The organism is Pseudomonas sp. Marseille-Q1929, assembly GCF_017316265.1.
Taxonomy (GTDB): domain Bacteria; phylum Pseudomonadota; class Gammaproteobacteria; order Pseudomonadales; family Pseudomonadaceae; genus Aquipseudomonas.
This window is the reverse complement of sequence record NZ_JAFLWU010000005.1, coordinates 184,586-210,342: the sequence shown is the minus strand read 5'-3', so window position 1 is coordinate 210,342 and position 25,757 is coordinate 184,586. Positions and strand designations below refer to the sequence as shown.

The 25,757-nt window shown below is 62.2% G+C and carries 24 protein-coding genes; 13 read left to right on the top strand and 11 right to left on the bottom strand.

Annotated features, from left to right (window positions below):
• Positions 1 to 82 precede the first annotated feature (82 nt).
• From J1G37_RS09405 to J1G37_RS09345, 13 genes are all read left to right on the top strand, one after another.
• Positions 83 to 1,489: an amino acid permease gene (locus J1G37_RS09405; protein ID WP_207041317.1), complete on the top strand. Its 1,407-nt coding sequence runs from the start codon at positions 83 to 85 to the stop codon at positions 1,487 to 1,489.
• Between the two features lie 15 nt (positions 1,490 to 1,504).
• Complete coding sequence (hutI, locus tag J1G37_RS09400; protein WP_207041315.1) at positions 1,505 to 2,710, top strand: imidazolonepropionase; 1,206 nt, start codon at positions 1,505 to 1,507, stop codon at positions 2,708 to 2,710.
• 11 nt (positions 2,711 to 2,721) lie between these two features.
• Positions 2,722 to 3,522, top strand: coding sequence for an N-formylglutamate deformylase (gene hutG, locus J1G37_RS09395; RefSeq protein ID WP_207041313.1), 801 nt, complete (start codon positions 2,722 to 2,724; stop codon positions 3,520 to 3,522).
• 198 nt (positions 3,523 to 3,720) lie between these two features.
• On the top strand, positions 3,721 to 4,656 hold the full coding sequence (locus J1G37_RS09390) for a choline ABC transporter substrate-binding protein (RefSeq protein ID WP_207041311.1): 936 nt from the start codon (positions 3,721 to 3,723) through the stop codon (positions 4,654 to 4,656).
• Between the two features lie 152 nt (positions 4,657 to 4,808).
• On the top strand, positions 4,809 to 5,744 hold the full coding sequence (locus J1G37_RS09385; RefSeq protein WP_207041309.1) for an alpha/beta hydrolase: 936 nt from the start codon (positions 4,809 to 4,811) through the stop codon (positions 5,742 to 5,744).
• A gap of 103 nt (positions 5,745 to 5,847) precedes the next feature.
• Positions 5,848 to 6,819 carry a prolyl aminopeptidase gene (gene pip / locus J1G37_RS09380; protein WP_017738822.1) on the top strand — a complete coding sequence of 324 codons (972 nt, stop codon included), beginning with the start codon at positions 5,848 to 5,850 and terminating at the stop codon, positions 6,817 to 6,819.
• Positions 6,816 to 7,253: a D-aminoacyl-tRNA deacylase gene (gene dtd, locus J1G37_RS09375; RefSeq protein ID WP_017738823.1), complete on the top strand. Its 438-nt coding sequence runs from the start codon at positions 6,816 to 6,818 to the stop codon at positions 7,251 to 7,253. The genes pip and dtd overlap by 4 nt, the downstream gene beginning before the upstream one ends.
• 267 nt (positions 7,254 to 7,520) lie before the next feature.
• A complete protein-coding gene (locus tag J1G37_RS09370) occupies positions 7,521 to 9,257 on the top strand; it encodes a glucan biosynthesis protein G (protein WP_124525426.1) in 1,737 nt (578 codons plus the stop codon).
• The gene (gene mdoH, locus J1G37_RS09365) at positions 9,250 to 11,820 is read left to right on the top strand and encodes a glucans biosynthesis glucosyltransferase MdoH (protein WP_207041307.1); all 2,571 of its coding nucleotides are present in this window, start codon (positions 9,250 to 9,252) and stop codon (positions 11,818 to 11,820) included. The genes J1G37_RS09370 and mdoH overlap by 8 nt, the downstream gene beginning before the upstream one ends.
• A 186-nt stretch (positions 11,821 to 12,006) precedes the next feature.
• Positions 12,007 to 12,807, top strand: a complete 801-nt coding sequence (locus tag J1G37_RS09360) for a transporter substrate-binding domain-containing protein (RefSeq protein ID WP_207041305.1) — start codon at positions 12,007 to 12,009, stop codon at positions 12,805 to 12,807.
• Between the two features lie 219 nt (positions 12,808 to 13,026).
• Positions 13,027 to 13,824, top strand: coding sequence for a transporter substrate-binding domain-containing protein (locus tag J1G37_RS09355; RefSeq protein WP_026137058.1), 798 nt, complete (start codon positions 13,027 to 13,029; stop codon positions 13,822 to 13,824).
• Between the two features lie 130 nt (positions 13,825 to 13,954).
• The gene (locus J1G37_RS09350) at positions 13,955 to 14,914 is read left to right on the top strand and encodes an amino acid ABC transporter permease (RefSeq protein WP_207041303.1); all 960 of its coding nucleotides are present in this window, start codon (positions 13,955 to 13,957) and stop codon (positions 14,912 to 14,914) included.
• Positions 14,907 to 15,641 carry an amino acid ABC transporter ATP-binding protein gene (locus tag J1G37_RS09345; RefSeq protein ID WP_017738829.1) on the top strand — a complete coding sequence of 245 codons (735 nt, stop codon included), beginning with the start codon at positions 14,907 to 14,909 and terminating at the stop codon, positions 15,639 to 15,641. The genes J1G37_RS09350 and J1G37_RS09345 overlap by 8 nt, the downstream gene beginning before the upstream one ends.
• Here the strand turns inward: J1G37_RS09345 and J1G37_RS09340 are convergent.
• From J1G37_RS09340 to ubiE, 11 genes are all read right to left on the bottom strand, one after another.
• Positions 15,636 to 17,543, bottom strand: coding sequence for a methyl-accepting chemotaxis protein (locus tag J1G37_RS09340; RefSeq protein ID WP_207041302.1), 1,908 nt, complete (start codon positions 17,541 to 17,543; stop codon positions 15,636 to 15,638). The genes J1G37_RS09345 and J1G37_RS09340 overlap by 6 nt on opposite strands.
• A 104-nt stretch (positions 17,544 to 17,647) precedes the next feature.
• The gene (locus J1G37_RS09335) at positions 17,648 to 19,564 is read right to left on the bottom strand and encodes a methyl-accepting chemotaxis protein (protein ID WP_207041299.1); all 1,917 of its coding nucleotides are present in this window, start codon (positions 19,562 to 19,564) and stop codon (positions 17,648 to 17,650) included.
• A gap of 218 nt (positions 19,565 to 19,782) precedes the next feature.
• The gene (locus J1G37_RS09330; protein WP_207041297.1) at positions 19,783 to 20,490 is read right to left on the bottom strand and encodes a 16S rRNA (uracil(1498)-N(3))-methyltransferase; all 708 of its coding nucleotides are present in this window, start codon (positions 20,488 to 20,490) and stop codon (positions 19,783 to 19,785) included.
• Positions 20,487 to 21,278, bottom strand: a complete 792-nt coding sequence (gene tatC, locus J1G37_RS09325; protein ID WP_017738833.1) for a twin-arginine translocase subunit TatC — start codon at positions 21,276 to 21,278, stop codon at positions 20,487 to 20,489. The genes J1G37_RS09330 and tatC overlap by 4 nt, the downstream gene beginning before the upstream one ends.
• On the bottom strand, positions 21,275 to 21,676 hold the full coding sequence (gene tatB, locus J1G37_RS09320) for a Sec-independent protein translocase protein TatB (RefSeq protein WP_207041296.1): 402 nt from the start codon (positions 21,674 to 21,676) through the stop codon (positions 21,275 to 21,277). The genes tatC and tatB overlap by 4 nt, the downstream gene beginning before the upstream one ends.
• Positions 21,677 to 21,686: 10 nt before the next feature.
• The gene (locus tag J1G37_RS09315; RefSeq protein ID WP_003171180.1) at positions 21,687 to 21,965 is read right to left on the bottom strand and encodes a twin-arginine translocase TatA/TatE family subunit; all 279 of its coding nucleotides are present in this window, start codon (positions 21,963 to 21,965) and stop codon (positions 21,687 to 21,689) included.
• Positions 21,966 to 21,990: 25 nt separating this feature from the next.
• Positions 21,991 to 22,323, bottom strand: a complete 333-nt coding sequence (locus J1G37_RS09310; protein ID WP_003209299.1) for a phosphoribosyl-ATP diphosphatase — start codon at positions 22,321 to 22,323, stop codon at positions 21,991 to 21,993.
• Between the two features lie 2 nt (positions 22,324 to 22,325).
• The gene (gene hisI, locus J1G37_RS09305) at positions 22,326 to 22,718 is read right to left on the bottom strand and encodes a phosphoribosyl-AMP cyclohydrolase (protein ID WP_012721796.1); all 393 of its coding nucleotides are present in this window, start codon (positions 22,716 to 22,718) and stop codon (positions 22,326 to 22,328) included.
• A 41-nt stretch (positions 22,719 to 22,759) separates the two neighbouring features.
• Complete coding sequence (gene ubiB, locus J1G37_RS09300) at positions 22,760 to 24,364, bottom strand: ubiquinone biosynthesis regulatory protein kinase UbiB (protein WP_207041294.1); 1,605 nt, start codon at positions 24,362 to 24,364, stop codon at positions 22,760 to 22,762.
• Positions 24,361 to 24,984: an SCP2 sterol-binding domain-containing protein gene (locus J1G37_RS09295; RefSeq protein WP_017738838.1), complete on the bottom strand. Its 624-nt coding sequence runs from the start codon at positions 24,982 to 24,984 to the stop codon at positions 24,361 to 24,363. The genes ubiB and J1G37_RS09295 overlap by 4 nt, the downstream gene beginning before the upstream one ends.
• Complete coding sequence (gene ubiE / locus J1G37_RS09290) at positions 24,984 to 25,754, bottom strand: bifunctional demethylmenaquinone methyltransferase/2-methoxy-6-polyprenyl-1,4-benzoquinol methylase UbiE (protein ID WP_017738839.1); 771 nt, start codon at positions 25,752 to 25,754, stop codon at positions 24,984 to 24,986. Before ubiE ends, J1G37_RS09295 begins: the two co-directional genes overlap by 1 nt.
• Positions 25,755 to 25,757 lie beyond the last annotated feature (3 nt).

Sequence of the window (25,757 nt, the reverse complement as noted above, 5' to 3'; positions counted from 1 at the left end):
TGGGAGCAGGCAAGCCAGCTCCCACATTCGATCTTCAGTAGATTCAGAATTTTCTCAGGATAAAAATAATTAGGGACGAGAAATGCATCAGGAACAAGGTTTGAAACGCGGGCTAAGCGCCCGACATATTCGCTTCATGGCACTGGGGTCGGCGATCGGCACCGGGCTTTTCTACGGCTCCGCTTCGGCCATCCAGATGGCCGGCCCCGCCGTGCTGCTGGCCTACCTGATCGGCGGCGCGGCAGTGTTCATGGTGATGCGCGCCCTCGGCGAGATGGCCGTGCACAACCCGGTGTCCGGCTCGTTCGGCCAGTACGCCAGCACCTACCTGGGCCCCATGGCCGGCTTTATCCTCGGCTGGACCTACGCGTTTGAAATGATCATCGTCTGCCTGGCGGATGTGACGGCGTTCGGCATTTACATGGGCTTCTGGTTTCCCGACGTCGCCCGTTGGGTCTGGGTGCTGGGCATCGTGTTTTTGATTGGCGGCCTGAACCTGTGCAACGTCAAAGTGTTTGGCGAAATGGAGTTCTGGCTGTCGCTGCTCAAGGTCGGCGCGATTGTCGCGATGATCCTCGGCGGCTTCGGCATCATGCTGTTTGGTATCCACACCGCCGGTGAAACCCAGGCCAGCGGCCTCAGCAACCTGTGGGCCCACGGTGGCTTCATGCCGAACGGCATCGGTGGCCTGATCGCCTCGTTTGCCGTGGTGATGTTTGCCTTCGGCGGCATCGAGATCATCGGCATCACCGCTGGCGAAGCCAAGGACCCGCAGCGCGTGATCCCCAAGGCGATCAACGCCGTGCCGCTGCGCATCCTGCTGTTCTACGTGCTGACCCTGTTTGTGTTGATGGCCATCTACCCGTGGCCGCAGATCGGCAGCCAGGGCAGCCCGTTCGTGCAGATCTTCAGCAACCTCGGGATCGGCTCGGCGGCGACCATCCTTAATATCGTGGTGATCTCGGCGGCCGTCTCGGCGATCAACAGCGACATCTTCGGCGCCGGCCGCATGATGTACGGCCTGGCCCAGCAAGGGCAGGCGCCCAAAGGCTTTGCGCAACTGTCCAAACAGGGCGTGCCGTGGATGACCGTGGTGGTGATGGCCGCGGCGCTGCTGGGCGGCGTGGTGCTCAACTACCTGATCCCGGAAAACGTGTTCCTGCTTATCGCCTCGATTGCCACCTTCGCCACCGTGTGGGTGTGGCTGATGATCCTGTTTACCCAGGTCGCCATGCGCCGCTCGATGACCCGCGAGCAGGTGGCCGAACTGAAATTCCCGGTACCGTTCTGGCCCTATGCACCCGCGGCGGCCATCGTGTTCATGCTGTTTGTGTTTGGTGTGCTGGGTTACTTCCCGGACACCCAGGCGGCCTTGCTGGTCGGCGCCGTGTGGATCGTGTTGCTGGTGCTGGCCTACCTGCTGTGGGTCAAGCCCGCTGCCGGGCAAGCGGCCAAGGTCCATTACGACCCGGCTTTGTCTCATCGTTAATTTAGGGAGGCGTTGATGAAAACGCTTTGGCAACACTGCCACGTCGCAACCATGGCGGGCGGCAAATACTCGATCATCGAGGATGCGGCCCTGGTCACCGCAGGTGCGCTCATCGAGTGGATCGGCCCCTTGGCCGAACTGCCGCAGGGAGACTATGCGCAGGTTCACGACCTGCAAGGCGCGTGGGTCACCCCCGGGCTGATCGATTGCCACACCCACACGGTGTTCGGTGGCAATCGCAGTGGCGAATTTGAGCAGCGCCTGCAAGGCGTGAGTTATGCCGACATCGCGGCCAAGGGCGGCGGGATTGCCAGCACCGTGCGCGCCACCCGCGCGGCGAGCGAAGATGAGCTGTTTGAAAGCGCCCACAAGCGCCTGCGCAGTTTGCTGCGTGACGGCGTGACCACGGTGGAGATCAAGTCCGGTTATGGCCTGGACCTGGCCAACGAACGCAAGATGCTGCGGGTCGCCCGGCGCCTTGGTGAGGCGCTGCCGGTCAGCGTGCGCGCCACGTGCCTGGCGGCCCATGCCTTGCCGCCGGAGTACAAGGACCGCGCCGACGACTACATCGAACACATCTGCAGCGAAATGCTGCCAGCCCTGGCGGCAGAAGGGCTGGTGGATGCGGTGGACGCGTTCTGCGAATACCTGGCGTTCTCCACCGAGCAGGTCGAGCGCGTGTTCAAGGTCGCCCAGCACTTGGGCCTGCCGGTGAAACTGCACGCCGAGCAGCTCTCATCGCTGCACGGTTCCAGCCTGGCCGCGCGTTATCACGCGTTGTCGGCGGACCACCTGGAGTTCATGACCGAAGCAGACGCCATCGCCATGGCCGCCTCCGGCACCGTCGCCGTGTTGTTGCCGGGGGCGTTCTACTTCCTGCGCGAAACCCAGCTGCCGCCGATGGACGCCCTGCGCAAGCACGGCGTGAAGATCGCCATCGCCAGCGACCTCAACCCCGGCACCTCGCCGGCGTTGTCGGTGCGCCTGATGCTGAACATGGCCTGCACCCTGTTCCGCATGACCCCGGAAGAAGCCCTGGCCGGCGCCACGCAACATGCGGCGACCGCACTGGGCATGGGCGACACCCACGGCTCCCTGGAAGTGGGCAAGGTCGCGGATTTTGTCGCCTGGCAGATTGATCGTCCCGCCGACCTGGCCTACTGGCTGGGCGGCGAACTGGATAAACGCGTCGTGCGCCACGGCGTCGATGTCACCGTTTGAGGAGTAGGGTTGTGGATAAGGTTCTGAACTTCAAACAAGGCCGCGTGCCGCTGCTGATTAGCATGCCCCATGCGGGCTTGCGCCTGACGCCTGCGGTCGAGGCCGGGTTGATCCCCGAGGCACACAGCCTGCCGGACACCGACTGGCATATCCCCACGCTGTATGACTTTGCCGAGGCGCTGGGGGCCAGCACCTTGTCGGCCGAATATTCGCGGTTTGTGATCGACCTGAACCGGCCGTCCGACGACAAGCCGCTGTATGTCGGCGCCACTACCGGGCTGTATCCGGCCACGTTGTTCGACGGCGTGCCGTTGTTCCGCGAAGGCCTGGAGCCGAGCAAGGCAGAGCGCGTCACTTATCTTGAACAGATCTGGGGGCCGTACCACCGCACCCTGCAAGACGAACTGGCCCGGCTCAAGGCCGAGTTCGGCTATGCGTTGCTGTTTGATGCGCACTCGATCCGCTCGGTGATCCCGCACCTGTTCGACGGCAAGCTGCCGGATTTCAACCTCGGCACCTTCAACGGCGCGGCCTGTGATTCCGCATTGGCCAGCCAACTGGAAGCCATCTGCGCCGGGCATCCGCAGTACAGCCATGTGTTGAACGGACGCTTCAAGGGCGGGCATATCACCCGGCATTACGGCAACCCGGCGCAGGATGTTCATGCGGTGCAGTTGGAATTGTGCCAGAGCACTTATATGGAAGAGGTCGAGCCGTTTCGGTATCGGGCGGATTTGGCCGAGCCGACGCGGGTGGTGTTGAAGGAGTTGTTGGAAGGGTTGTTGGCCTGGGGACAGAAGCGTTACGGCTGAAATCGCTATCGCAGGCAAGCCAGCTCCCACCGTTGACCGCGTTCCAACGTTGGAATGCAGTCAAAGGTGGGAGCTGGCTTGCCTGCGATGACGCCCTCAAAGTCGCCCCAGTGCAACTGCCGGTCGCCCCAGTTCGTGTTCACCCAGGCCCCACTGGCTAAGGTTGTGCAATAACAACAGCCGACTGAGACCGCCCCCATGCAAAAAACCTTGTTGAGCCTTATCGGCGCCGCACTGTTCAGTGCACACGCCATGGCCGCCGAACCGGCTTCCTGCAAAAGCATCCGCATGGGCGTGGTCAGTTGGACCGATGTAGTTGCCACCTCCGGCATGGCCGATGTGTTGCTCAATGGCCTGGGCTACGACAGCAAGCAGACCAGCGCCGTGCAGCAGATCATCTTTGCCGGCATCCGCGACAAGCGCCTGGATATTTTCCTCGGCTACTGGAAACCGGCGATGGACAACAACATCGCGCCGTTCCTTGCGGCCAAACAGGTCAAGGTCTTTGATAAACCCAGCCTCGCCGATGCCCAGGCGACCCTCGCCGTGCCGCAATACGTGGCCGACGCGGGCCTGAAAACCTTTGCCGATATCGCCCGCTTCAAGGACAAGCTGGGCGGCAAGCTCTACGGCATCGAGCCCGGCAGCGGCGCGAACACCGATATCCAGAAAATGATCGACACCAACCGCTTCGGCCTCGGCGGCTTCAAGCTGGTGGCCTCCGGTGAGGCGGGTATGCTGGCGGCGGTGCAGCGTGCGGTGAACCGCAAGGAGTTCGTGGTGTTTGTCGGTTGGACCCCGCACCCGATGAACATCAATATGAACATGGCCTACCTCACCGGCAGTGAGGACGTGTTCGGCCCCGACGAAGGCCGCGCCACGGTGTCCACCGTCACCGCGCCGGACTTCGCCGAGCGTTGCCCCAATGCCAACCGCCTGCTGGAAAACCTCACCTACACCGCTGCCCAGGAAAGCCAGTTGATGGTACCGATCATGGAGCGCCAATCACCGCAGGACGTAGCCAAGCAGTGGTTGCGCGAGCATCCCGAGGATTTGCAGCGCTGGCTGGCCGGGGTGACGGCGTTTGATGGCAGGGATGGCTTAGCTGCGGTGCAGGCCAGCCTCAAGCCCTGAGCCAAACACGGTAAATCAAACAAAGAGGGGCAATGTGGGAGCTGGCTTGCCTGCGATAGCTATCTGTCAGTTAAAAAGTTTGTGACTGATACACCGCCATCGCAGGCAAGCCAGCTCCCACAGCTGATCTCAATTGTCAGGGAGACTGATGCATGGCCGAATACCCAATTTCTTCGCAGATGCGCGCCTTCGTCACCAAGACCGAATCCTTCACCAGCACCGACACCTCGCTGGCCAGCCTGCGCCAGAACTACGACCGCATGTGCCAGGCCTTCACCCCGCCACCGCCGCAAGACCTGCTCATCGAAGACTTTTCCCTGGGCGGCGTAGCCGTGCGCAGTTACCGACCCACCACAGCCACCCCTTCCAACGGCTGGCCCTGCCTTCTATATATACACGGCGGCGGCTGGGTGGTCGGTGGCTTGGATTCCCACGACTTCATCTGCGTTGAACTGGCCGCTGCGCTCCAGGTGCTGGTGATCGCCATCGACTACCGCTTGGCCCCTGAACACCCGTTCCCGGCGGCGTACGACGATTGCCGCAGCGTGTGGCAGGCGATCCAGGCGGGGCAGGGACCGCATGCCATCAACCGCCAGCGCCTGGTGGTGGCCGGCGATAGCGCGGGGGGCAATCTGGCGGCGGCGTTATGCCTGGGGTTGCGCGACGACGGGCAGCCGTTGCCCTTGGCTCAAGCGCTGATCTACCCGGGGCTGGGCGGCCCTGCGGATTTGCCGTCCCGGCGTGATTGCGCGGATGCGCCGCTGCTGAGTACGGCCGATACCGACGACTACCTGGCGTTGTATCTGTCAGACGGCGGGAAATCCTCGGCCTACGCCAGGCCGTTGCTCGCTGAAACATTCAGCGGTCTACCCAAGGCCTTCATCGCCGTGGCCCAGTTCGACCCCTTGCGTGACGACGGCAGGCTGTACGCCGAACGCCTGCAGGCGGCCGGCGTCGACACGCTGCTGTATCCCGGCAAAGGCCTGGTGCACGGCTGCCTGCGGGCGCGGCGGCAGGTGGCGGAGGTGGATCAACTCTACGACTACTTGCTGCGCTACCTGAGGAGCGAAGGGCTGACACAGGTCTAAGCGCTCAAGGACATGCTCATTGCACAATTCGGGTTTATAGTGCCAGACGGCAAAATAAAAGACGTCCCCCCAGGGATGAACCCGACCCCTTACGGAGCGCGCAATGCAGACTTGGTTTCCACAGATCAAACCCTACGCCCGGCACGATCTGGCCGTCGATGACACGCACACCCTGTACGTCGATGAAAGTGGCTCCCCCGAAGGCTTGCCCGTCGTCTTCATCCACGGTGGCCCTGGCGCCGGTTGCGATGCCAACAGCCGCTGCTATTTCGATCCCAACCTGTATCACATCGTCACCTTCGACCAGCGTGGTTGCGGGCGCTCCACCCCGCGTGCGAGCCTGGAAAACAACACCACCTGGGACCTGGTCGCCGATCTTGAGCGCATCCGCGAGCACCTGGGCATCGACAAATGGGTGCTGTTCGGCGGCTCCTGGGGCTCGACCCTCGCCTTGGCCTACGCGCAAACCCACCCCGAGCGTGTGCTTGGCCTGATCGTGCGCGGCATCTTCCTCGCCCGCCCGCAGGACATCGAATGGTTCTACCAGGCCGGTGCCAGCCGCCTGTTCCCGGATTACTGGCAGGATTACCTCGCGCCGATCCCGGTGGAAGAGCGCCACGACATGATCGCGGCCTATCACAAGCGCCTCACCGGCAACGACCAGATCGCCCAGATGCACGCGGCCAAGGCCTGGTCCGGCTGGGAAGGGCGCATGCTCGGCCTGTGCCCGAGCCCGCAGCATGTGGAGCGTTTCTCCGAGCCGCAGCGCGCGCTGTCGATTGCGCGTATCGAGTGCCATTACTTCACCAACAACTCCTTCCTGGAGCCCAACCAGCTGATTCGCGACATGCACAAGATCGCCCATCTGCCTGGCGTAATCATCCATGGCCGCTACGATATGATCTGCCCGTTGGATAACGCCTGGGAGCTGCATCAGGCGTGGCCCAACAGTGAATTGCAGGTGATCCGCGAGGCCGGGCATGCGGCATCCGAGCCCGGTATTACCGATGCGTTGGTGCGTGCGACCGGCGAGATGGCCCGGCGCCTGCTCGACCTGCCGCCCGAAGAAGCATGAAAGGTTTGTTACAAAGGGTGCGCGGCGCCCGGGTCGAGGTCGCAGGGGAAATTGTCGGGGCCATCGACCAGGGTTTGCTGGTGCTGGTGGCGGTCGAACCGGGCGATACGCCCGAGAGCGCCGACAAACTGTTGCACAAGCTGCTTAACTATCGGGTGTTCAGCGACGACGAGGGCAAGATGAACCTGTCGTTGAAGGACATCGACGGCGGTTTGCTGCTGGTATCGCAGTTCACCCTGGCAGCGGACACCAAGAGCGGGTTGCGGCCGAGCTTCTCCACGGCAGCCCCTCCGGCCTTGGGCGCGGCGCTTTTCGAGCATTTGCTGGTACAAGCGCAACAATTGCATGGCAAGGTGGGGTCGGGGCGTTTTGGTGCCGATATGCAGGTGCATTTGGTCAATGATGGCCCTGTGACCTTCCTGCTCCAGACATGAATGTATTAAAAACGACTTTTAATGCCTAAAAACGCAGGTTTTCACTACAAATACTTCGTTGCCCCTGATGCGTTGTCTCGCGGGCTACTAGATAATCGCGCGCTACGGGGATCAGCGTTGTTTGGTCCATTTTTGACTTAGGTAGAGACTTGTCCGACTGCCAATGGGGAATCATTTTGCCCCAGGGGAGTCGGAACAATGCTCGCCAACCTGGCATATAGATAGCTGGCCGTTGGTTTTTTGATCTGTTTTCGGCGAGGGTTGCTCGTGATTGTTAGTCCCTGTAATGCACCAAAATTGTCTGCCAAACGGTTACGAAACGCACTGGTGACGGGCTCTGCCCTGTTTTGCCTGTTCGGCGCGGGTCAACTGTGGGCATTCAGTCTGGATGATGTGTCGGCCAAGGCTAAAGAGCTGGCCGGGCAGAAATACGAAGCGCCGCGCAGCAATCTGCCGAACGAATTCCGCGAAATGAAATTCGCTGATTACCAGAAGATTCGTTTCCGCAACGAAAAAGCTGAGTGGGCCGATCAGAACACCCCATTCAAGCTGTCCTTCTATCACCAGGGTATGCACTTCGATACGCCGGTGAAAATCAACGAAGTCACGGCCGACAGCGTCAACGAAATCAAATACGACGCATCGCGTTTCGATTTTGGCGACATGAAGCTTGATCCGAAAGCCACCGAACAACTGGGTTATGCCGGTTTCCGTGTGCTGTACCCGATCAACAAGGCCGACAAGCAAGACGAAATCATGACCATGCTCGGCGCCAGCTACTTCCGCGTCGTCGGCAAGGGCCAGGCCTATGGCTTGTCCGCCCGTGGCATGGCGATCGACACCGCGTTGCCGTCCGGCGAAGAATTCCCGCGTTTCACCGAGTTCTGGATCGAGCGTCCGAAACCGGGTGAAAAACAGCTGGTGATCTTTGCCCTGCTGGATTCCCCGCGTGCCACCGGTGCGTATCGCCTGACCCTGCGTCCGGGCACCGACACCATTGTCGACGTGAAATCCCAGATGTACCTGCGCGACAAGGTCAGCAAGCTGGGCGTGGCCCCGCTGACGAGCATGTTCCTGTTCGGCGCGAACCAGCCGTCCAAGGTGCTCAACTACCGTCGTGAGCTGCACGATTCCAGCGGCCTGTCGATCCATGCCGGCAACGGCGAGTGGATCTGGCGCCCACTGAACAACCCTAAACACCTGTCGGTCAGCAACTTCACCGTCGAAAACCCGAAAGGTTTCGGCCTGCTGCAACGTGGCCGCGATTTCAGCCACTACGAAGACCTCGACGACAACTACGACAAGCGCCCAAGCGCCTGGATCGAGCCTGAAGGCGACTGGGGCAAGGGTTCCGTTGACCTGGTAGAGATCCCGACCGCCGACGAAACCAACGACAATATCGTTGCCTTCTGGAGCCCGGCCGAGCTGCCTAAACCGGGCGAGCCGCTGGACGTCGCCTACCGCCTGCACTGGACCATGGACGAAAAATCCCTGCATCCGGCCGACAGCGCCTGGGTCAAGCAGACCCTGCGTTCCACCGGTGACGTGAAGCAGTCCAACCTGATCCGTCAGCCGGACGGCAGCGTGGCCTACCTGGTGGACTTCGAGGGCCCGTCCCTCAAGGCGCTGCCTGCGGACGCCCCGGTGCGCAGCCAAGTGAGTGTTGGCGACAACGCTGAACTGGTTGAAAACAGCGTGCGCTACAACGAGCACACCAAAGGCTGGCGCCTGACCCTGCGCATGAAGATCAAGGACGCAGGCAAGCCGACCGAAATGCGTGCGGCGCTGGTGCAGGACATCGTCAAGCCTGAGCCTGAGAAGGATTCGAGCCACGTGCTCAAAGCCGACAAAGTGCTGGCCAAGCAACACGAGAAGCAGGCCAAGAAAGACGCAAAAGACGCGAAAGACAAGCAGCCAGAAGCTGCCCCAGCCACACCGGAGCCGATCAAGACCGAACAAGTCCTGACCGAGACCTGGAGCTATCAGTTGCCTGCCGATGAGTAATTCCCAAGCCACGCCAGAGACTCTGCAAGAGTACCTGGCGCACCTGCCGATGACGGCCGAGCAGCGTGCCGAACTGGCGGGCTGCACGTCTTTCAGCGAGTTGCACGAACGCTTGTCGTCGTCCACCTTCGACGCCCCAACCGACGCCGCCCAAGCGTCGGTGGGCTCGCGGCTGCTGCTCAACAGCGCCGAAGAGCTGCAAGACGCCGAAATGCTCGTGCTCGATGCCGAAGGCCGCGTGTGCCTGAAAGCCACGCCGCCGATCCGTCGGACCAAAGTGGTGCCCGAGCCTTGGCGCACCAACATCCTGGTGCGCGGTTGGCGCCGGATGACCGGTCGCACCAACCCGCCGAAGCCGCCGAAAGACGAACGTGTATTGCCGGCTGCGCGCTGGCGTACCGTGGGTTCGATCCGTCGCTACATCCTGCTGGTGCTGATGCTCGGCCAGACCATCGTTGCCGGCTGGTACATGAAGGGCATCATGCCGTACCAGGGCTGGTCGCTCGTCGACTTCGACGAAATCCGCAACCAGACCCTGCTGCAAACCGCTACCCAGGTGCTGCCTTACGCCCTGCAAACCAGCATCCTGATCATGTTCGGGATCTTGTTCTGCTGGGTCTCGGCGGGTTTCTGGACCGCGTTGATGGGCTTCCTGGAACTGCTGACCGGTCACGATAAATACCGCATTTCCGGTAAAAGTGCCGGTGACGAGCCGATTCCAAAAGACGCCCGCACCGCGCTGGTGATGCCGATCTGCAACGAAGACGTGCCCCGGGTATTCGCCGGTCTGCGCGCCACCTTCGAATCGGTGGCCGCCACGGGCGACCTGGACCGCTTCGACTTCTTCGTGCTCAGCGACAGTAACGACGCCGACATCTGCATCGCCGAACAGCAAGCCTGGCTCGACGTGTGCCGCGAAGCCGGTGGTTTCGGCAAGATCTTCTATCGCCGCCGTCGCCGTCGCGTCAAACGCAAAAGCGGCAACCTCGACGACTTCTGCCGTCGCTGGGGCGGTGACTACAAGTACATGGTCGTTCTCGACGCCGACAGCGTGATGAGCGGCGAGTGCCTGACCAGCCTGGTGCGCCTGATGGAAGCCACGCCGGATGCCGGGATTATCCAGACCGCGCCGCGTGCGTCGGGCATGGACACCCTGTATGCGCGCATGCAGCAGTTTGCCACCCGTGTGTACGGCCCGCTGTTTACCGCCGGCCTGCACTTCTGGCAACTGGGTGAATCCCACTACTGGGGTCACAACGCGATCATCCGCATGCAACCGTTTATCGAGCACTGCGCCCTGGCGCCGTTGCCGGGTAAAGGTGCGTTTGCCGGTTCGATTCTGTCTCACGACTTCGTTGAAGCCGCGCTGATGCGCCGTGCCGGCTGGGGCGTGTGGATTGCCTACGACCTGCCGGGCAGCTACGAAGAACTGCCGCCGAACCTGCTGGACGAACTCAAGCGTGACCGTCGCTGGTGCCACGGTAACCTGATGAACTTCCGCCTGTTTCTGGTCAAGGGCATGCACCCGGTGCACCGTGCGGTGTTCCTCACCGGCGTGATGTCCTACCTGTCGGCGCCGTTGTGGTTCCTGTTCCTGGTGCTCTCCACCGCGTTGCTGGCGGTAAACACCCTGATGGAGCCGCAGTACTTCATGGCCCCGCGCCAGTTGTACCCGCTGTGGCCGCAATGGCATCCGGACAAGGCGGTGGCGCTGTTCTCCACCACCATCGTGCTGCTGTTCCTGCCGAAGTTGCTGAGCATCATCCTGATCTGGGCCAAGGGCGCGAAAGAGTTCGGTGGCAAGTTCAAGGTGACGCTGTCGATGCTGCTGGAGATGCTGTTCTCCATGCTGCTGGCGCCGGTGCGGATGATCTTCCACACCCGTTTTGTCCTGGCCGCGTTCCTCGGCTGGGCCGCAACCTGGAACTCGCCGCAGCGTGACGACGACTCCACCCCGTGGAGCGAGGCGGTCAAGCGCCACGGTCCGCAAACCGTGCTGGGCTTCCTGTGGGCGCTGTTGGTGGTGTGGCTGAACCCGAGCTTCCTGTGGTGGCTGGTGCCGATTGTCGGTTCACTGATGCTGTCGATCCCGGTTTCGGTGATTTCCAGCCGGGTCAAGCTGGGCCTCAAGTCCCGCGACGAGAGCCTGTTCCTCATTCCTGAGGAATACAATCCGCCGCAGGCGCTGCTGTCCACCGAGAAGTACACCCACGAAAACCGTTGGCATGCACTCAACGACGGCTTTGTACGGGCCGTGGTCGACCCGCAGCAGAACGCCCTGGCGTGTGCCCTGGCGACTTCGCGTCACCGCGAAGCGGAGCCGATCGAATACCTGCGGGCCGAGCGTGTGCGCCATGCGTTGAAAGTCGGCCCTGCCGGCCTCAACAACGGCGAACGCGTGGCCTTGCTCAGTGACCCGGTCGCCCTGGCCCGCCTGCACGAGCAGGTCTGGAGCGAAGGGCATGCCGAGTGGCTGGGGGCGTGGCGTGAATCGATCAAGGCTGATCCGCACGCACCGTTGCTGCCGCTGCAACCGCAAGTCTCCCAGGCCCAACCGGCCTGATTCAGATGCCCCCGGGGGTTCACTCCGGGGGCGTTTCAAGCGCTGGTCCTACAGCGTTTCGCGCTTCTTCCTGTGAGCGCTAACTCCTTGTTATTTCGAAACAAAAGACCCTCTGGCGAGGCGTATTGCCGTGCCTGCGGCTGGGTTAGCATCGCCCCGCAAATTTGACTCGTCACGGGGATATTCATGTTCAAGAGGTATTGTTCGGCGTTGCTGGTTGGCGCTGTCGCATTGATGGAGAGTGGCCCGCTGTTTGCCGGCGCCCTGGATGACGCGGTGCGGCGCGGCGTGCTCAAGGTGGGCACTACGCCCACCTATGTGCCCTTTGAAATGACCGACCGGCAGGGGCGCATCGTCGGCTTCGAAATCGACTTGCTCTACGCCATGAGCCGGGCGCTGGACGTTGAGCTGGAGTTGGTCGCGGTGCCCTACACCGAGCTGCTGCCGGGGCTGCTGGCGAAGCAGTTCGATCTGATCGGCAGCGGCATGACTGTCACCCAGCAACGCAATCTCAAGCTGAATTTCAGCGATGCCTTCATGGTGGTGGGTCAGACCGTGCTGCTGCACCCCAGCCTGGCGGGCAAGGTCACCAGCATCGAAGACCTGGATGACGCGGGCTACCGGATCGCGGCCACGCAAGGCACCACCGGGGAGCTGGCGGCGCAACGGTTCCTGGGGGCGGCCCGGCTCAGCAGTTTCACCACGCCGGAACAAGGCGTGCGGCAAGTGGTGGAGGGCAAGGCCGATGCGTTTGTCCACGACGCGCCCTATAACCTGATCGCCATCAGCCGCCCGGAAAACGCCAGCCTGTTTGCCCTTGAACAACCCTTCACCTACGAGCCCCTGGCGTTCGGCCTGAAAAAGGGCGATTACGACAGCCTCAACTGGATCAACCACTTCCTCAACCAGGTGGCCCAGGACGGCACTTATGATCGGCTGCACGACAAGTGGTTCAAGGACACGGCCTGGATGGCGGACGTTGAGTGAAAGTCATAACTGCTTACACATCAGTCGATTGCCGAGCACAGGCGCTGAAGCGTCTGCCCCTGTGGTTACCCCGGATTTTGTGGGGCTTTTCTGACATACGCCGACAACAAATGCCCGTGAAACCTTTGTGACGGGCAGCGAGTGGGTTAGGATCGCACCCCGATATGGTGCCGCCCTTTTGCGCGCCGACCTTATAAGAATCGTTCAGGGGACTTGATGATGAAAAAGTATCTTTCGATGCTGCTGCTCGGCGTCACCGCGCTGGTCGCGGCCAATGCGGCCCAGGCCGGTGCGATCGACGATGCGGTCAAGCGTGGCACGCTGAAAGTCGGCATGGACCCGACCTACATGCCGTTCGAAATGACCGACAAGCGCGGTGAAATCATCGGCTTCGAAGTGGACATCCTCAAGGCCATGGCCAAGTCCATGGGCGTCAAGCTGGAGCTGGTGTCCACCGGTTACGACGGCATCATCCCGGCCTTCCTGACCGGCAAGTTCGACATGATCGGCAGCGGCATGACCCTGACCCAGGAGCGTAACCTGCGCCTGAACTTCAGCGAACCGTTCATCGTGGTCGGCCAGACCCTGCTGATCCGCAAGGACCTGGAAGGCACCATCAAGTCCTACAAAGACCTGAACGATGAGAAATATCGCCTGACCTCCAAGCTGGGCACTACCGGTGAGATGGTTGCCAAAAAGCTGATCTCCAAAGCCAAGTACCACGGCTATGACAATGAGCAAGAAGGCGTGCTGGACGTGGTCAACGGCAAGGCCGATGCCTTTGTGTATGACGCGCCGTACAACGTGGTCGCCGAGAAGAAAGTCGGTAACGGCAAGCTGGTGTTCCTCGAAGAACCGTTCACCTTCGAGCCCCTGGCGTTTGGCCTGAAAAAAGGCGATTACGACAGCATCAACTTCATCAACAACTTCCTGCACCAGATCCGTAACGACGGCACCTACGATCGCATCCATGACAAGTGGTTCAAGAGCTCCGAGTGGCTCAAGGACATGGAATAAGGCTGAAACCGAGTTGCACCCATCGCAGGCAAGCCAGCTCCCACATTTGACGGTGTTCACAGATCAAAATGTGGGAGCGGGCTTGCCCGCGATGACGGCCTGACAGGCGATACACATCCCGGAAAGTGAAATGAAACAGAAAAAAGCCCAATGGCCCTGGCACCTGCTGACCGTGGTCGTGCTGGTTGGCCTGGCCGGCGCCTTGTACTACGCCACCTCGTTGATGTCCTACGAGTGGCGCTGGAACCGCGTACCGCAGTACTTCGCTTATCAAGCTGAAACGTCCCAGCGCGCGGCGGATATTTCCACCGTGGTCGAGCTGGTGCGCAAAGGCGACGTCGCCGAAGTGACCCTGCGCAACGACTCGGGCGCCGAGCAAAAGCTGACCGTGGCCGACAACAGCCTGCAAGTGGCGCGCGGCGATGACGTGGCCGAAGGCGATGTGATCGGCGTGACCCGGCATTGGGCGCTGGGCCCGTTGATGTGGGGCTTGTGGACCACGCTGTGGCTATCGGTGGTGTCCGGCATCCTCGGGCTGGCGATTGGCTTGGCGACCGGTTTGTGCCGGCTGTCCAACAACCCCACTTTGCGCGATCTGTCGACGATCTACGTCGAACTGGTGCGTGGAACGCCGCTGTTGGTGCAGATTTTCATCTTCTATTTCTTTATCGGCACGGTGCTCAACCTGTCCCGGGAATTCGCCGGGATCGCCGCGCTGTCGCTGTTCACCGGTGCCTATGTGGCAGAGATCGTGCGCGCGGGCGTGCAGTCGATCACCCGTGGCCAGAACGAAGCCGCCCGTTCCCTGGGCCTGAGCGCCAGCCAGTCGATGCGCCACGTGGTGTTGCCGCAGGCGTTCAAGCGCGTGCTGCCGCCGTTGGCCGGGCAGTTTATCAGCCTGGTGAAAGACACCTCGCTGGTCTCGGTGATTGCCATCACCGAGCTGCTCAAAAGTGGCCGCGAAGTGATCACCACTTCGTTCTCGCCGTTTGAAATCCTGTTCTGCGTCGCAGGGTTGTACCTGTTGATCAACCTGCCGCTGTCGAAAATGGCCAGCCGGCTTGAGCGGAGGCTCGCGCAAAGTGATTGAAGTCCGCGATCTGGTAAAAGTCTTCGACACCCGTGGCCATGTGGTGCGCGCGGTGGACCACGTGACCACCCAGGTGGCCAAGGGCGAAGTGCTGGTAGTGATCGGCCCGTCGGGTTCCGGCAAGTCCACCTTCCTGCGCTGCCTCAATGGCCTGGAAGAATTCGACTCGGGCTCGGTGAGCATCGACGGCCTGCAACTGGCCGACCCGAAGACCGACGTGAACGCCTATCGTCGCGAAGTCGGCATGGTGTTCCAGCACTTCAACCTGTTCCCCCACATGACCGTGCTGGAAAACCTCTGCCTGGCGCAAAAAGTCGTGCGCAAGCGCGGCAAGAAAGAGCGCGAGGCCAAGGCCCTGGCGTTGCTGGAAAAGGTCGGCATTGCGCAGAAGGCCAACGAGTTCCCCTCGCGCCTTTCCGGCGGCCAACAGCAACGTGTAGCCATTGCCCGCGCGCTGGCCATGGAGCCCAAGGTGATGCTGTTCGACGAGCCCACTTCGGCCCTCGACCCGGAAATGGTCGGCGAAGTGCTGGACGTGATGAAAACCCTGGCCCTGGAAGGCATGACCATGGTCTGCGTCACCCACGAAATGGGCTTTGCCCGTGAAGTGGCCGACCGGGTGCTGTTCTTCGATCACGGCAAACTGCTGGAAGACGCAGCCCCGGCCGAGTTCTTCGACGCGCCGAAAGACCCGCGCGCCCAGGCCTTCCTGCGTCAGGTTCTATAACCTGAACTTGCCCACCAGCGCCTGCAAGTCCACGCTCAACCGCGTCAACTGAACACTCGCCGCCGCCGTTTCTTCACTGGCGGCGGCGGTTTGTTCGGACACATGGCGCACCTTCAACACGCTGCGATTGATCTCTTCGGCCACCGCGCTTTGCTCCTCGGCGGCAGCAGCGATCTGCGGGTTCATTTCCTGGATGATCGACACCGTGTCGGCAATCGCCGCCAACGCGTCGCCGGCATTGTGGGTCAGGCCGACGCTGTTGTCGGTCAAGGTACGGCTGCTGTGCATGATATCGGCCACCTGCTGGGTGCCGGCATGAAGGCTGCGGATCAGTTCTTCGATTTCTTCGGCCGAGGCTTGGGTGCGTTGAGCCAGGCTACGCACCTCATCGGCGACCACGGCGAACCCTTCGCCTGCGCTGCCGGCCCGTGCGGCTTCGATGGCGGCGTTCAAGGCCAGCAAATTGGTTTGCTGGGAGACCGACTTGATCACTTCCAGCACGCTGCCGATCTTCTGGCTTTCCTGTTGCAGCGCCACCATCGCCTGGCTGGCGCGGGTCATTTCATCGGCAAGATGACCGATGTGTTCAACCGCCTGGGTCACCACCTGGTCACCGATGCTGGTTTGTTGATCCGCCTCATGGGCCGCCACTGATGCTTGCTCGGCGTGGCGGGCGACCTCCTGGGCGGTGGCTAGCATTTCATTCATGGCTGTGGCCATTTGGTCGGTTTCTTCTTTCTGCTGATGGATGCCGTCGCGGGTCTGCTCGCTGACCGCCGCCAACTGCGAAGCGGCGCTGCCAATCTGGCGGGCGCTATCCCCGATACCGCTGATCAGCGTGCGCAGATGGCCGGTCATTTCTCCCATACTGCGCTGCAACTGGCCCAGTTCATCACGGCGCTCTGCCGGGAGGTCGCGGCTCAAGTCGCCGCGGGCGACACGATGGGCGGCCGCCAGCACTTGGCGTAATGGCACCGCGATCTGCCGGGCGATCCACCACGCGGCGAGAGCGCCGAGTAGCAAAGCGGTGGCGGTCACCCCGATGAGCAGGGTGCGGGTGTGCCGGGCCTCTTGGTCGCGCATGAGCGTCTGGGCCTGGCTCAGTTGATCGCTCTGCTCCAGCAACTGATCGAGTTGTTGCTCAAAGCGGTTCTGTGCGGTTTCGGTGGTGACCTGCGCTTCCTTGAGCCGTTGCAGTTGCTCGCGATAGTGGGCCAGGTCGGTCTTGAGCAGCGTTGCGTCAACGGGCAGGCGGGTGACGGCGGCCAGGGCGACATCCAGGGCATCGAGGGTGGCGCCGACGGCCTCGGCATAGGCTTGCAGCGACACTGCGGCCCAGGCGGGGCGTACGGCGCTGTCTTCGGCCTGGGCGATGGCCCGGCGCAGGTCTTCGATGCTGTCGAGCGCTTGTTGGTCTTGCTGATCCGGCAGTTCGCTGGCCACTTGAGCAAGGGTGTCGCTGGCTTGCAACGCGGTTTTGCTGAGGGGCTTGCGGGTGTTCTCGCGTTGCTCGATCAGCGGCGGCAGTTCCACCAGTGCAGCCTTGAAGCCGGCCACCAGGTGCGCCGCCTGCTCAAGTCGCTGTTGGTCGGCAGGGTCACGCATGCGGCCCGCAAAGAACGCCAGGTGCCGTTCGATCTTTTCAATGTGGGTTGCCATCTTGCCCAGGCTGGCCGTGTCGGTGAGGGTACGGTACACGATGCGGTCGGCCCGCATGGCCTGGGCATCAGCAGCCAGTTGCCCGAGGGCGCTCAGGTTGCCTGAACGGTAAAGCACGGCATTCAGCGCCTGCCAGCCGGTTACGGCAATGGCGAGGCTGAGCACCAGAACCTGCCCAAAACCCAGGGCAAGCTTGAGGCGGACGCTGGCGTTGACCAGCAAGCGGGTCAGCCGAAGAAACATGGTGCACCTCCCAATCTGAAAAAGCGTTTCTCGCAGTAACGGAAACGCTAAATCGATTTGGGCGGCTACCGGGCTGATAACGGCGTAGGAAATTTCACAAACTGTTAGATGCGGAAACGTCCTACCAACGTTTGCAGGTAAATCCCCAGGCGCGCCAACTCCGCACTGGAAGCGGCGGTTTCCTCGCTGGCCGAAGAGGTTTGTTCCGACACATCACGCACATTCAGCACGCTGCGGTTGATCTCCTCGGCCACGGCGCTCTGTTGCTCGGCGGCGGTGGCGATCTGCGAGTTCATCGCCTGGATCGTCGAGACCGTGCGGGTGATGTTGCCCAGTGCGGCGCCGGCGCGGCGGGTCAGCTCGACACTGCTGTCGGTGAGGCCGCGGCTGTTGTCCATGATGGTCGCCACTTGCTGGGTGCCGCTTTGCAGGCCGACGATCAGTTCTTCGATTTCTTCGGTGGACTTCTGCGTGCGTTGGGCCAGGCTGCGCACTTCATCGGCCACCACCGCGAAGCCACGTCCGGCTTCACCGGCGCGGGCGGCTTCGATCGCGGCGTTGAGGGCCAGCAGGTTGGTTTGCTGGGCCACGGATTTGATCACATCGAGGACGCTGCCGATCTTGTCGCTTTCGCGTTTCAGATCGCCCATGGCCAGGGTGGAGTTGCCGACTTCGGTGGCCAGGCGTTCGATCTGGGCAATGGCTTCGCCGACCACCTTGTCGCCTTCGCGGGCTTGCTGGTCCGCGGCGACGGCGGCTTCGGAGGCTTCCTCGGCGTTGCGCGCCACTTCCTGCACGGTGGCGGCCATTTCATTCATGGCGGTGGCGACCTGGTCGGTCTCGACTTTCTGGCTGTTGACCCCGGCGCTGGTCTGTTCGGTCACGGCCGACAGTTGCTCGGCGGCGCTGGCGATCTGGGTGACGCCGTCGCTGATGCCGCCGATCAACTCACGCAGGCCCACGGTCATGCTTTGCATGGCCCGTTGCAGTTGGCCCAGTTCGTCCTGGCGGGCGGAGTCGAGGTTGTGGCTCAGGTCGCCGGAGGCTACGCGCTCGGCGACTTTGAGGGTCTGGTTCAGCGGGATGATGATCTGGCGGGTGATGGCCCACGCGGCGATCAGGCCGAATACCAGCGCCAGCGCGGTGGCCAGCGCCAACAATTGCTTGGCTTGTGCGGCATCCGTGTCGCGGACCACGGTCTGCGACGCGGTGAGTTTTTTACTGCGGTCGAGCAGGATGTCGCCTTGCTCGGCCATGATTTTCATCGCCGCGGCGGTGGCCACCTGGGAGTCGCGGTACTGGCTGACAGCCGCGCGGTAGGCTTGCAGCGAAACGCTGGCCTGTTGCAGGTTGGTCGAATATTGATCAGGGATCTGCCCGGTCAGGCCGGTGATTTTCTTCAGGGCATTGTCGATGGCATCCAGCGCGGGCTGCTCGGCTTCGACCTTGCCGCTGTAGGTGTAGCCGCGCACCTGGAAGCGCGCCTGTTGAATCAACTTGCTCAGGTCCACCACGCTGTTGAACTGGCTGACGCTGTCGCCTTGCAGCAGGGCTTTCTCGATCTCACCGACCTTGACCACCGCGTTGTCGGCGGTGTCGCCCAGCTTGCTGCGCGCGTTTTCACGGTTGGCACCGGCCTGGACCATGGCCTCGAAGGCGCGGCGGTATTGATCGACGGCGACCAGTTGGTCGTCCACCAGGAGGTTGTCGGCGGGCTGATCGATCAGGCTGTCAGCGGTTTTCAGGCCGGCTTCCAGTTGCACCAGCAGCGCGTTGACTGTGCTCGGGCCTTGTTCGCCACGGCGCATTTCGTAGTCCAGGCGCGCCAGTCGCAGGTCCTTGGTCAGCTCATTGAGGCTGGAGATGAAACCCAGCTTGTCACCACGGCTGATCACGCCGCTCAGGCCGCTCCAGCCGGTGAAGGTGATCATGAGTGTGAGCAGTAATACCAGGCCAAAACCTACACCCAGCTTGGATTTGACGCTGACATTCCCCAGCTTTTCGGCTAACCAACGATACATGCTGCGAACTCCCCTGGAACAAGGCTTGGACTTATTCAGAGAGTATCGGCATGTGTCGGGGATTCTGTAGCGACGCAGGTCAAATGTGGGAGCTGGCTTGCCTGCGATAGCGGTGTATCAGCAGCAAATGTGCAAGCTGACCCACCGCTATCGCAGGCAAGCCAGCTCCCACACAAGCCAGTTCCCACATGGAGACTGCGGTGTTGTTTGGGGTTGGGTCAGAACAGGCGAGAGAGAAGGGCAGTAACGGCGGTTTCAACCCGAAGGATGCGCGCGCCCAGCTGTACCGGTTGCAGGCCAGCCTTGGCCAGCAGGTCCACCTCATAGGGAATCCAGCCACCTTCCGGGCCAATCGCCAGGGTCACCGGCTCATCCAACCCACGCGGGCAAGCCGGGTAATCACCGGGATGGCCGATCAAACCCAACGTGTCTGCGGCCATGGCCGGCAGGCGGTCTTCGACGAACGGCTTGAAGCGCTTCTCGATGATGATTTCGGGCAGCACCGTGTCCCGCGCCTGTTCCAGGCCCAGGATCAATTGCTCGCGAATCGCCTCGGGCTCCAGGAACGGCGTCTGCCAGAAGCTTTTTTCCACGCGGTAACTGTTGAGCAGCACGACCTTGGGCACGCCCATGGCCGCCACGGTTTGCAGGACCCGGCGCAGCATTTTCGGGCGAGGCAGGGCCAGCAGCAGGGTCAGCGGCAGTTTTGCCGGGGGCGGCTGGTCGAAGCTGACTTGCAGCTCCGCTTCACTGGCCTCCAGGCGCAGCAACTGCGCGTTGCCCATCAGCCCGCCGATGCGGCCTACGCGCAGGCTGTCGCCGACGGCGGCGCGGTGGACTTCCTGCATGTGCACCAGGCGCCGGTCACGCAGCACCACGCGGTCGGCCGCGATGAAGTCGGCCTCCTCAAGCAGCAGCAGGTTCACGGCTGGGTCGCTGGCGGCTGGTCGTCGTCAGCTGGCTGATCATCCGGGTGGTCGCCACGCTTGGTGATCAGGCTGCTGAACAGGATGCCGATCTCGAACAGCATCCACATCGGCACGGCCAGCAGGGTCTGGGAGAAGATGTCCGGCGGCGTGAGGATCATGCCGACCACAAAGCAGCCGATGATCACGTACGGGCGGATCTTCTTCAGGTACGCCACGTTGACCACGCCGATCCACACCAGCAGCACCACGGCCACGGGGATTTCGAAGGCTACGCCAAAGGCGAAGAACAGCGTCATCACGAAGTCGAGGTAGCTGGTGATGTCGGTCATCATTTCCACGCCGGCCGGGGTGGCAGCGGCGAAGAACTTGAAGATCAGCGGGAACACCAGGAAGTAGGCGAACGCCATGCCGGTATAGAACAGGCAGATGCTCGACACCAGCAACGGCACCGCGATGCGCTTCTCATGCTTGTACAGGCCCGGTGCGATAAAGCCCCAGATCTGATGCAGGATCACCGGGATCGCGAGGAACAGCGACACCATCATCGTCAGCTTCAACGGCGTGAGGAACGGCGACGACACATCGGTGGCGATCATCGTCGCGCCGGCCGGCAGGTACTGGCGCAGGGGCGTGGAGACGAAGGTGTAGATCTGCTGGGTAAAGGCGAACAACCCGGCAAAGATGATGAAGATCGCCGCTACGCAACGCAGCAGGCGGGTACGCAGCTCGGTGAGGTGCGAGACCAGCGGCATATGCTGGTCGTTTTCCGGTTTATCAGCGCTCATGGGGCTCGCGGCGGCAATGTAGGGTCATGGGGCGCGGGCGACGCAGCAGGCGTCGGCGCAGGCTCGGAGGGCGCAACAGGTGTGGCTTCGACAACCGGCGCAGGTGCGATGCTCTGTTCGGCTACAGGCTCAACCGGTTTGGCAGGCTCCTGCACCGGCGAGAGAATCTTGCGGGCCTCTTGCTCCAACGACAGGATGTGTTCGTTGTGCAGCTGCCGGCGGATCTCGTCGGCGCCGATTTCCCGTTCAACTTCCTGTTTGATCGCGTTGAAACTGCGTTTCAGGCGCCCGATCCACAGGCCGGCCGTGCGTGCGGCACCGGGCAGGCGTTCCGGCCCCAGTACCAACAAGGCCACGAGGCCGACGAGCAGCAGTTCAGAGAAGCTGATACCAAACATTAGTCAGTGCTCACGAGTCTTTGCGGGTCGGCTCTTCGACTTTCTCAGCCTGCACGTCGAAGGTGCGACGCTCGGTGATCGGCTGGGTGGCCTGCGGGTGCACAGGCTGCGCCGGTGGCACTGGATTGGCGGCCGGGTCGGCAGGTTTTTCGTCGTCGTTCATGGCTTTACGGAAGCCCTTGATCGATTCGCCGACGTCGGTGCCCAGGTTCTTGAGTTTCTTGGTGCCGAATACCAATACCACCACCACCAGAATGACGATCCAGTGTTTCCAGTCAAAAATACCCATGCTGCAAATCCTCAGTAAAAGTTATTCAGGCGGACGGGCGTGATGCCTTTTCGGCATGCCCGGACAAGCCGAAGCGACGGTCCAGTTCATCCAGCACGGCCTGCGGATGCTGCCCCAGTTGGGCGAGCATGACCAGGCTGTGGAACCAGAGGTCGGCGGTTTCGTAGATCACATCGCTGCAATCGCCGCTGATTTGCGCGTCCTTGGCGGCGATGATCGTCTCGACGGATTCTTCGCCGAGCTTTTCCAGGATCTTGTTCAGGCCCTTGTGGTACAGGCTGGCGACATAGGAGCTGTCGGCGTCCGCGCCTTTGCGGTCTTCCAGCACCTGGGCCACGCGGTTCAGGGTATCGCTCATGTCTAGTGTCCTGCGGAATAGATGGCGTGCGGGTCTTTGAGCACCGGTTCGACAACCTTCCACTCGCCGTTCTCGAACACGCGGTAGAAGCAGCTGTGACGGCCGGTGTGACAGGCGATGTCGCCGATCTGCTCGACCTTGAGGATCACCACGTCGGCGTCGCAGTCGATGCGCATCTCGTGCAGGGTCTGCACGTGCCCGGACTCTTCGCCCTTGCGCCACAGTTTGCCACGCGAACGTGACCAGTAAATGGCGCGCTGCTCAGTGGCGGTGAGGCTCAGGGCCTCGCGGTTCATCCAGGCCATCATCAGCACGCGCCCGGTCTTGTAGTCCTGGGCAATGGCCGGCACCAGGCCGTCACTGTCCCACTTGATCTCGTCCAGCCAGTCTTTCATGTTCGGCTCCGGCAATTTGCGACAGTGTATAACCGGATCGGCTATCGACGCACGATCAGATAAACACCCACGGCGACCATGATGCCAGCCGGCCAGTAGCCCAGCGCATTCAACGGCCCGCCGAGGGCGAGCACGATGCCGCCGGTCAGGTGCGCGGCGCCGAGCAGGCGCAGGAACCAGTCGTCCTTGCGTTTTTGCCACGGCGGCGCGGGGTCTTTGGCGTGGGGCTGGGACATGCGTTCCAGCAGGTCGCGGGTCATATTGGCCAGGTGCGGCAGTTGCTCGACCTGGCTGTGCAGGTTGCCCAGCAGGGTTTTCGGGCTGACCCGCTCGCGCATCCAGCGTTCGAGGAACGGCTGGGCGGTGTTCCACAGGTCGAGGTCCGGGTACAGCTGGCGGCCCAGGCCTTCGATGTTCAGCAGGGTTTTTTGCAGCAGCACCAACTGCGGCTGCACTTCCATATTGAAACGCCGCGCAGTCTGGAACAGGCGCATCAGCACCTGGCCGAAGGAAATATCCTTTAACGGTTTTTCAAAGATCGGCTCGCACACCGTGCGGATCGCCGCTTCGAATTCGTTGAGTTTGGTCTCGGCCGGCACCCAGCCTGAATCGATGTGCAACTGCGCCACGCGGCGGTAGTCGCGCTTGAAGAAGGCGAACAGGTTGCGTGCCAGGTAGTCCTGGTCCTGCGGCGTGAGGCTGCCGACGATACCGCAGTCGATCGCAATGTATTGCGGGCTCCACGGGTTGACGGTGCTGACGAAGATGTTGCCGGGGTGCATGTCGGCGTGGAAGAAGCTGTCGCGGAACACCTGGGTGAAGAAGATCTCCACGCCGCGCTCGGCGAGCATCTTCATGTCGGTGCGCTGGTCGGCCAGGGTCGCGAGGTCGGTCACTTGCACGCCGTAGATGCGCTCCATCACCAGCACTTTCGGGCGGCACCAGTCCCAATACACTTGAGGCACGTACAGCAGCTCTGAGCCTTCGAAGTTGCGCTTGAGCTGGCTGGCGTTGGCCGCTTCACGCAGCAGGTCGAGTTCGTCGTAGATGGTTTTTTCGTAGTCGGCGACCACATCCACCGGGTGCAGCAAGCGCGCATCGGCGCTGAAGCGCTCGGCGGCGCGGGCGAGAATGAACAGCCACGCGAGGTCCTGGCCGATGATCGGCTTGAGGCCCGGGCGGATCACCTTCACCACCACTTCTTCGCCGCTCTTGAGCTGCGCGGCGTGCACTTGCGCGACCGAGGCCGAGGCCAGCGGCTCGACGTCGAAGCGGCTGAACACTTCGCTGATCTTCTGCCCCAGCTGTTCCTCGATCAGCTTCATCGACTGCTGGGAGTCGAACGGCGGCACGCGGTCTTGCAAGAGCATCAGCTCATCGGCGATGTCTTCGGGCAGCAGGTCGCGGCGGGTCGAGAGGATCTGCCCGAACTTGATAAAGATCGGCCCCAGGTCCTGCAACGCCAGGCGCAGGCGCGCGCCACGGCTCAGCTCCAGCTTCTTGCGCGGGAACCAGCGCCACGGCAGCACATAGCGCACCGCCAGCAGGAACCACGGCAGGGGCAGGGCGAACAGCAGGTCATCGAGTTGGTAGCGGATTACGACGCGCTGGATACGAAACAAACGGCGGACGGCGAGCAGCTTCATGCGTTATCGCTTGGATCAAGGGAACGGCTCAGGCGCTCGAAGCGCGCCTCAAGGCGTTCCAGGTCGATTTTGGCCTTGTCGAGTTCACGAAAGCGCGCTTGCGCTTCCCGTTCTCCGACCAGGGTGCGCGATTCTTCGCTCAGGTATTCGGCAAGGTTCTGGTTGAGGCTGGCGAACCCTTGCTGGTACCAGCGCGAACGGCTGCGCAGGTGCCCGCTGATCAACTGGGTGGCCACGGGGCCGATCCAGCGTGACAGCTCGTATTCCCAGTCCAGTTCCAGGTCTTGCAATACAGCGGCCAGGTCCATCAGCACCGAGCTGTCGCCTTCCAGCTCCACTTCGGCGCTGTGCAGGATCGCCGTCTTGTTGCGGCTCAGGGCCAGGTGCAACAGGCTCGACGCCGGCGCACGCAGGGTGCAGTCGGCCTCGGCAGCCCAGGTGCTGGCGAGCAGCAGGCCTTCATCGCTGGGCAGGATAAACAGCTGCAAGGCGGGGCTGCGGCAGTCGACGGCAATCACTTTGCCGGTCAAGTGCGCGAGCCGCGCCAGGGCGGTGCTGTCCAGGCGCAGGACACGGTTGAGGCCGTGTTCGACGCTGGCGAGAAGGCCCTGGAACAGCATCAGGGCTTGATGCCGCGGTGCAGGGCAACGATGCCGGAGGTCATGTTGTGGTAGGTCACGCGGTCGAAACCTGCCTCTACCATCATCGACTTCAGGGTCTCTTGGTCGGGGTGCATGCGGATCGATTCGGCCAGGTAGCGGTAGCTCTCGGCGTCATTGGTGATCAGCTTGCCCATCAACGGCATGAAGGCGAAGGAATAGGTGTCGTAGACCTTGGACATGATCGCGTTGGTCGGCTTGGAGAACTCCAGCACCAACAGGCGGCCGCCCGGCTTGAGTACGCGCAGCATCGAGCGGATCGCGTCCTCTTTATGGGTCACGTTGCGCAGGCCGAAGGCGATGGTCACGCAGTCGAAATGGTTGTCGGGGAACGGCAGCTTTTCAGCGTCGGCCTGGACGAATTCGATATTGCCGGCCACACCCTTGTCGAGCAGGCGGTCCCGACCGACCTTGAGCATCGAACCGTTGATGTCTGCCAGTACCACCTGGCCGGTGGGGCCGACGAGCTTGGAGAACTTGGCCGCCAGGTCGCCCGTGCCGCCGGCGATGTCCAGCACGCGGTTGCCGGTGCGTACGCCCGACAGCTCGATGGTGAAGCGCTTCCACAGGCGGTGCATGCCGCCGGAGAGCACGTCGTTCATCAGGTCGTACTTGGCCGCAACGGAGTGGAACACCTCAGCGACTTTTTCCGCCTTTTGGCTTTCCGGGACGTTCTTGAAGCCGAAGTGAGTGGTGGGTTCGGCATCGCTGCCTTTGCGCTGATCAGTCATATC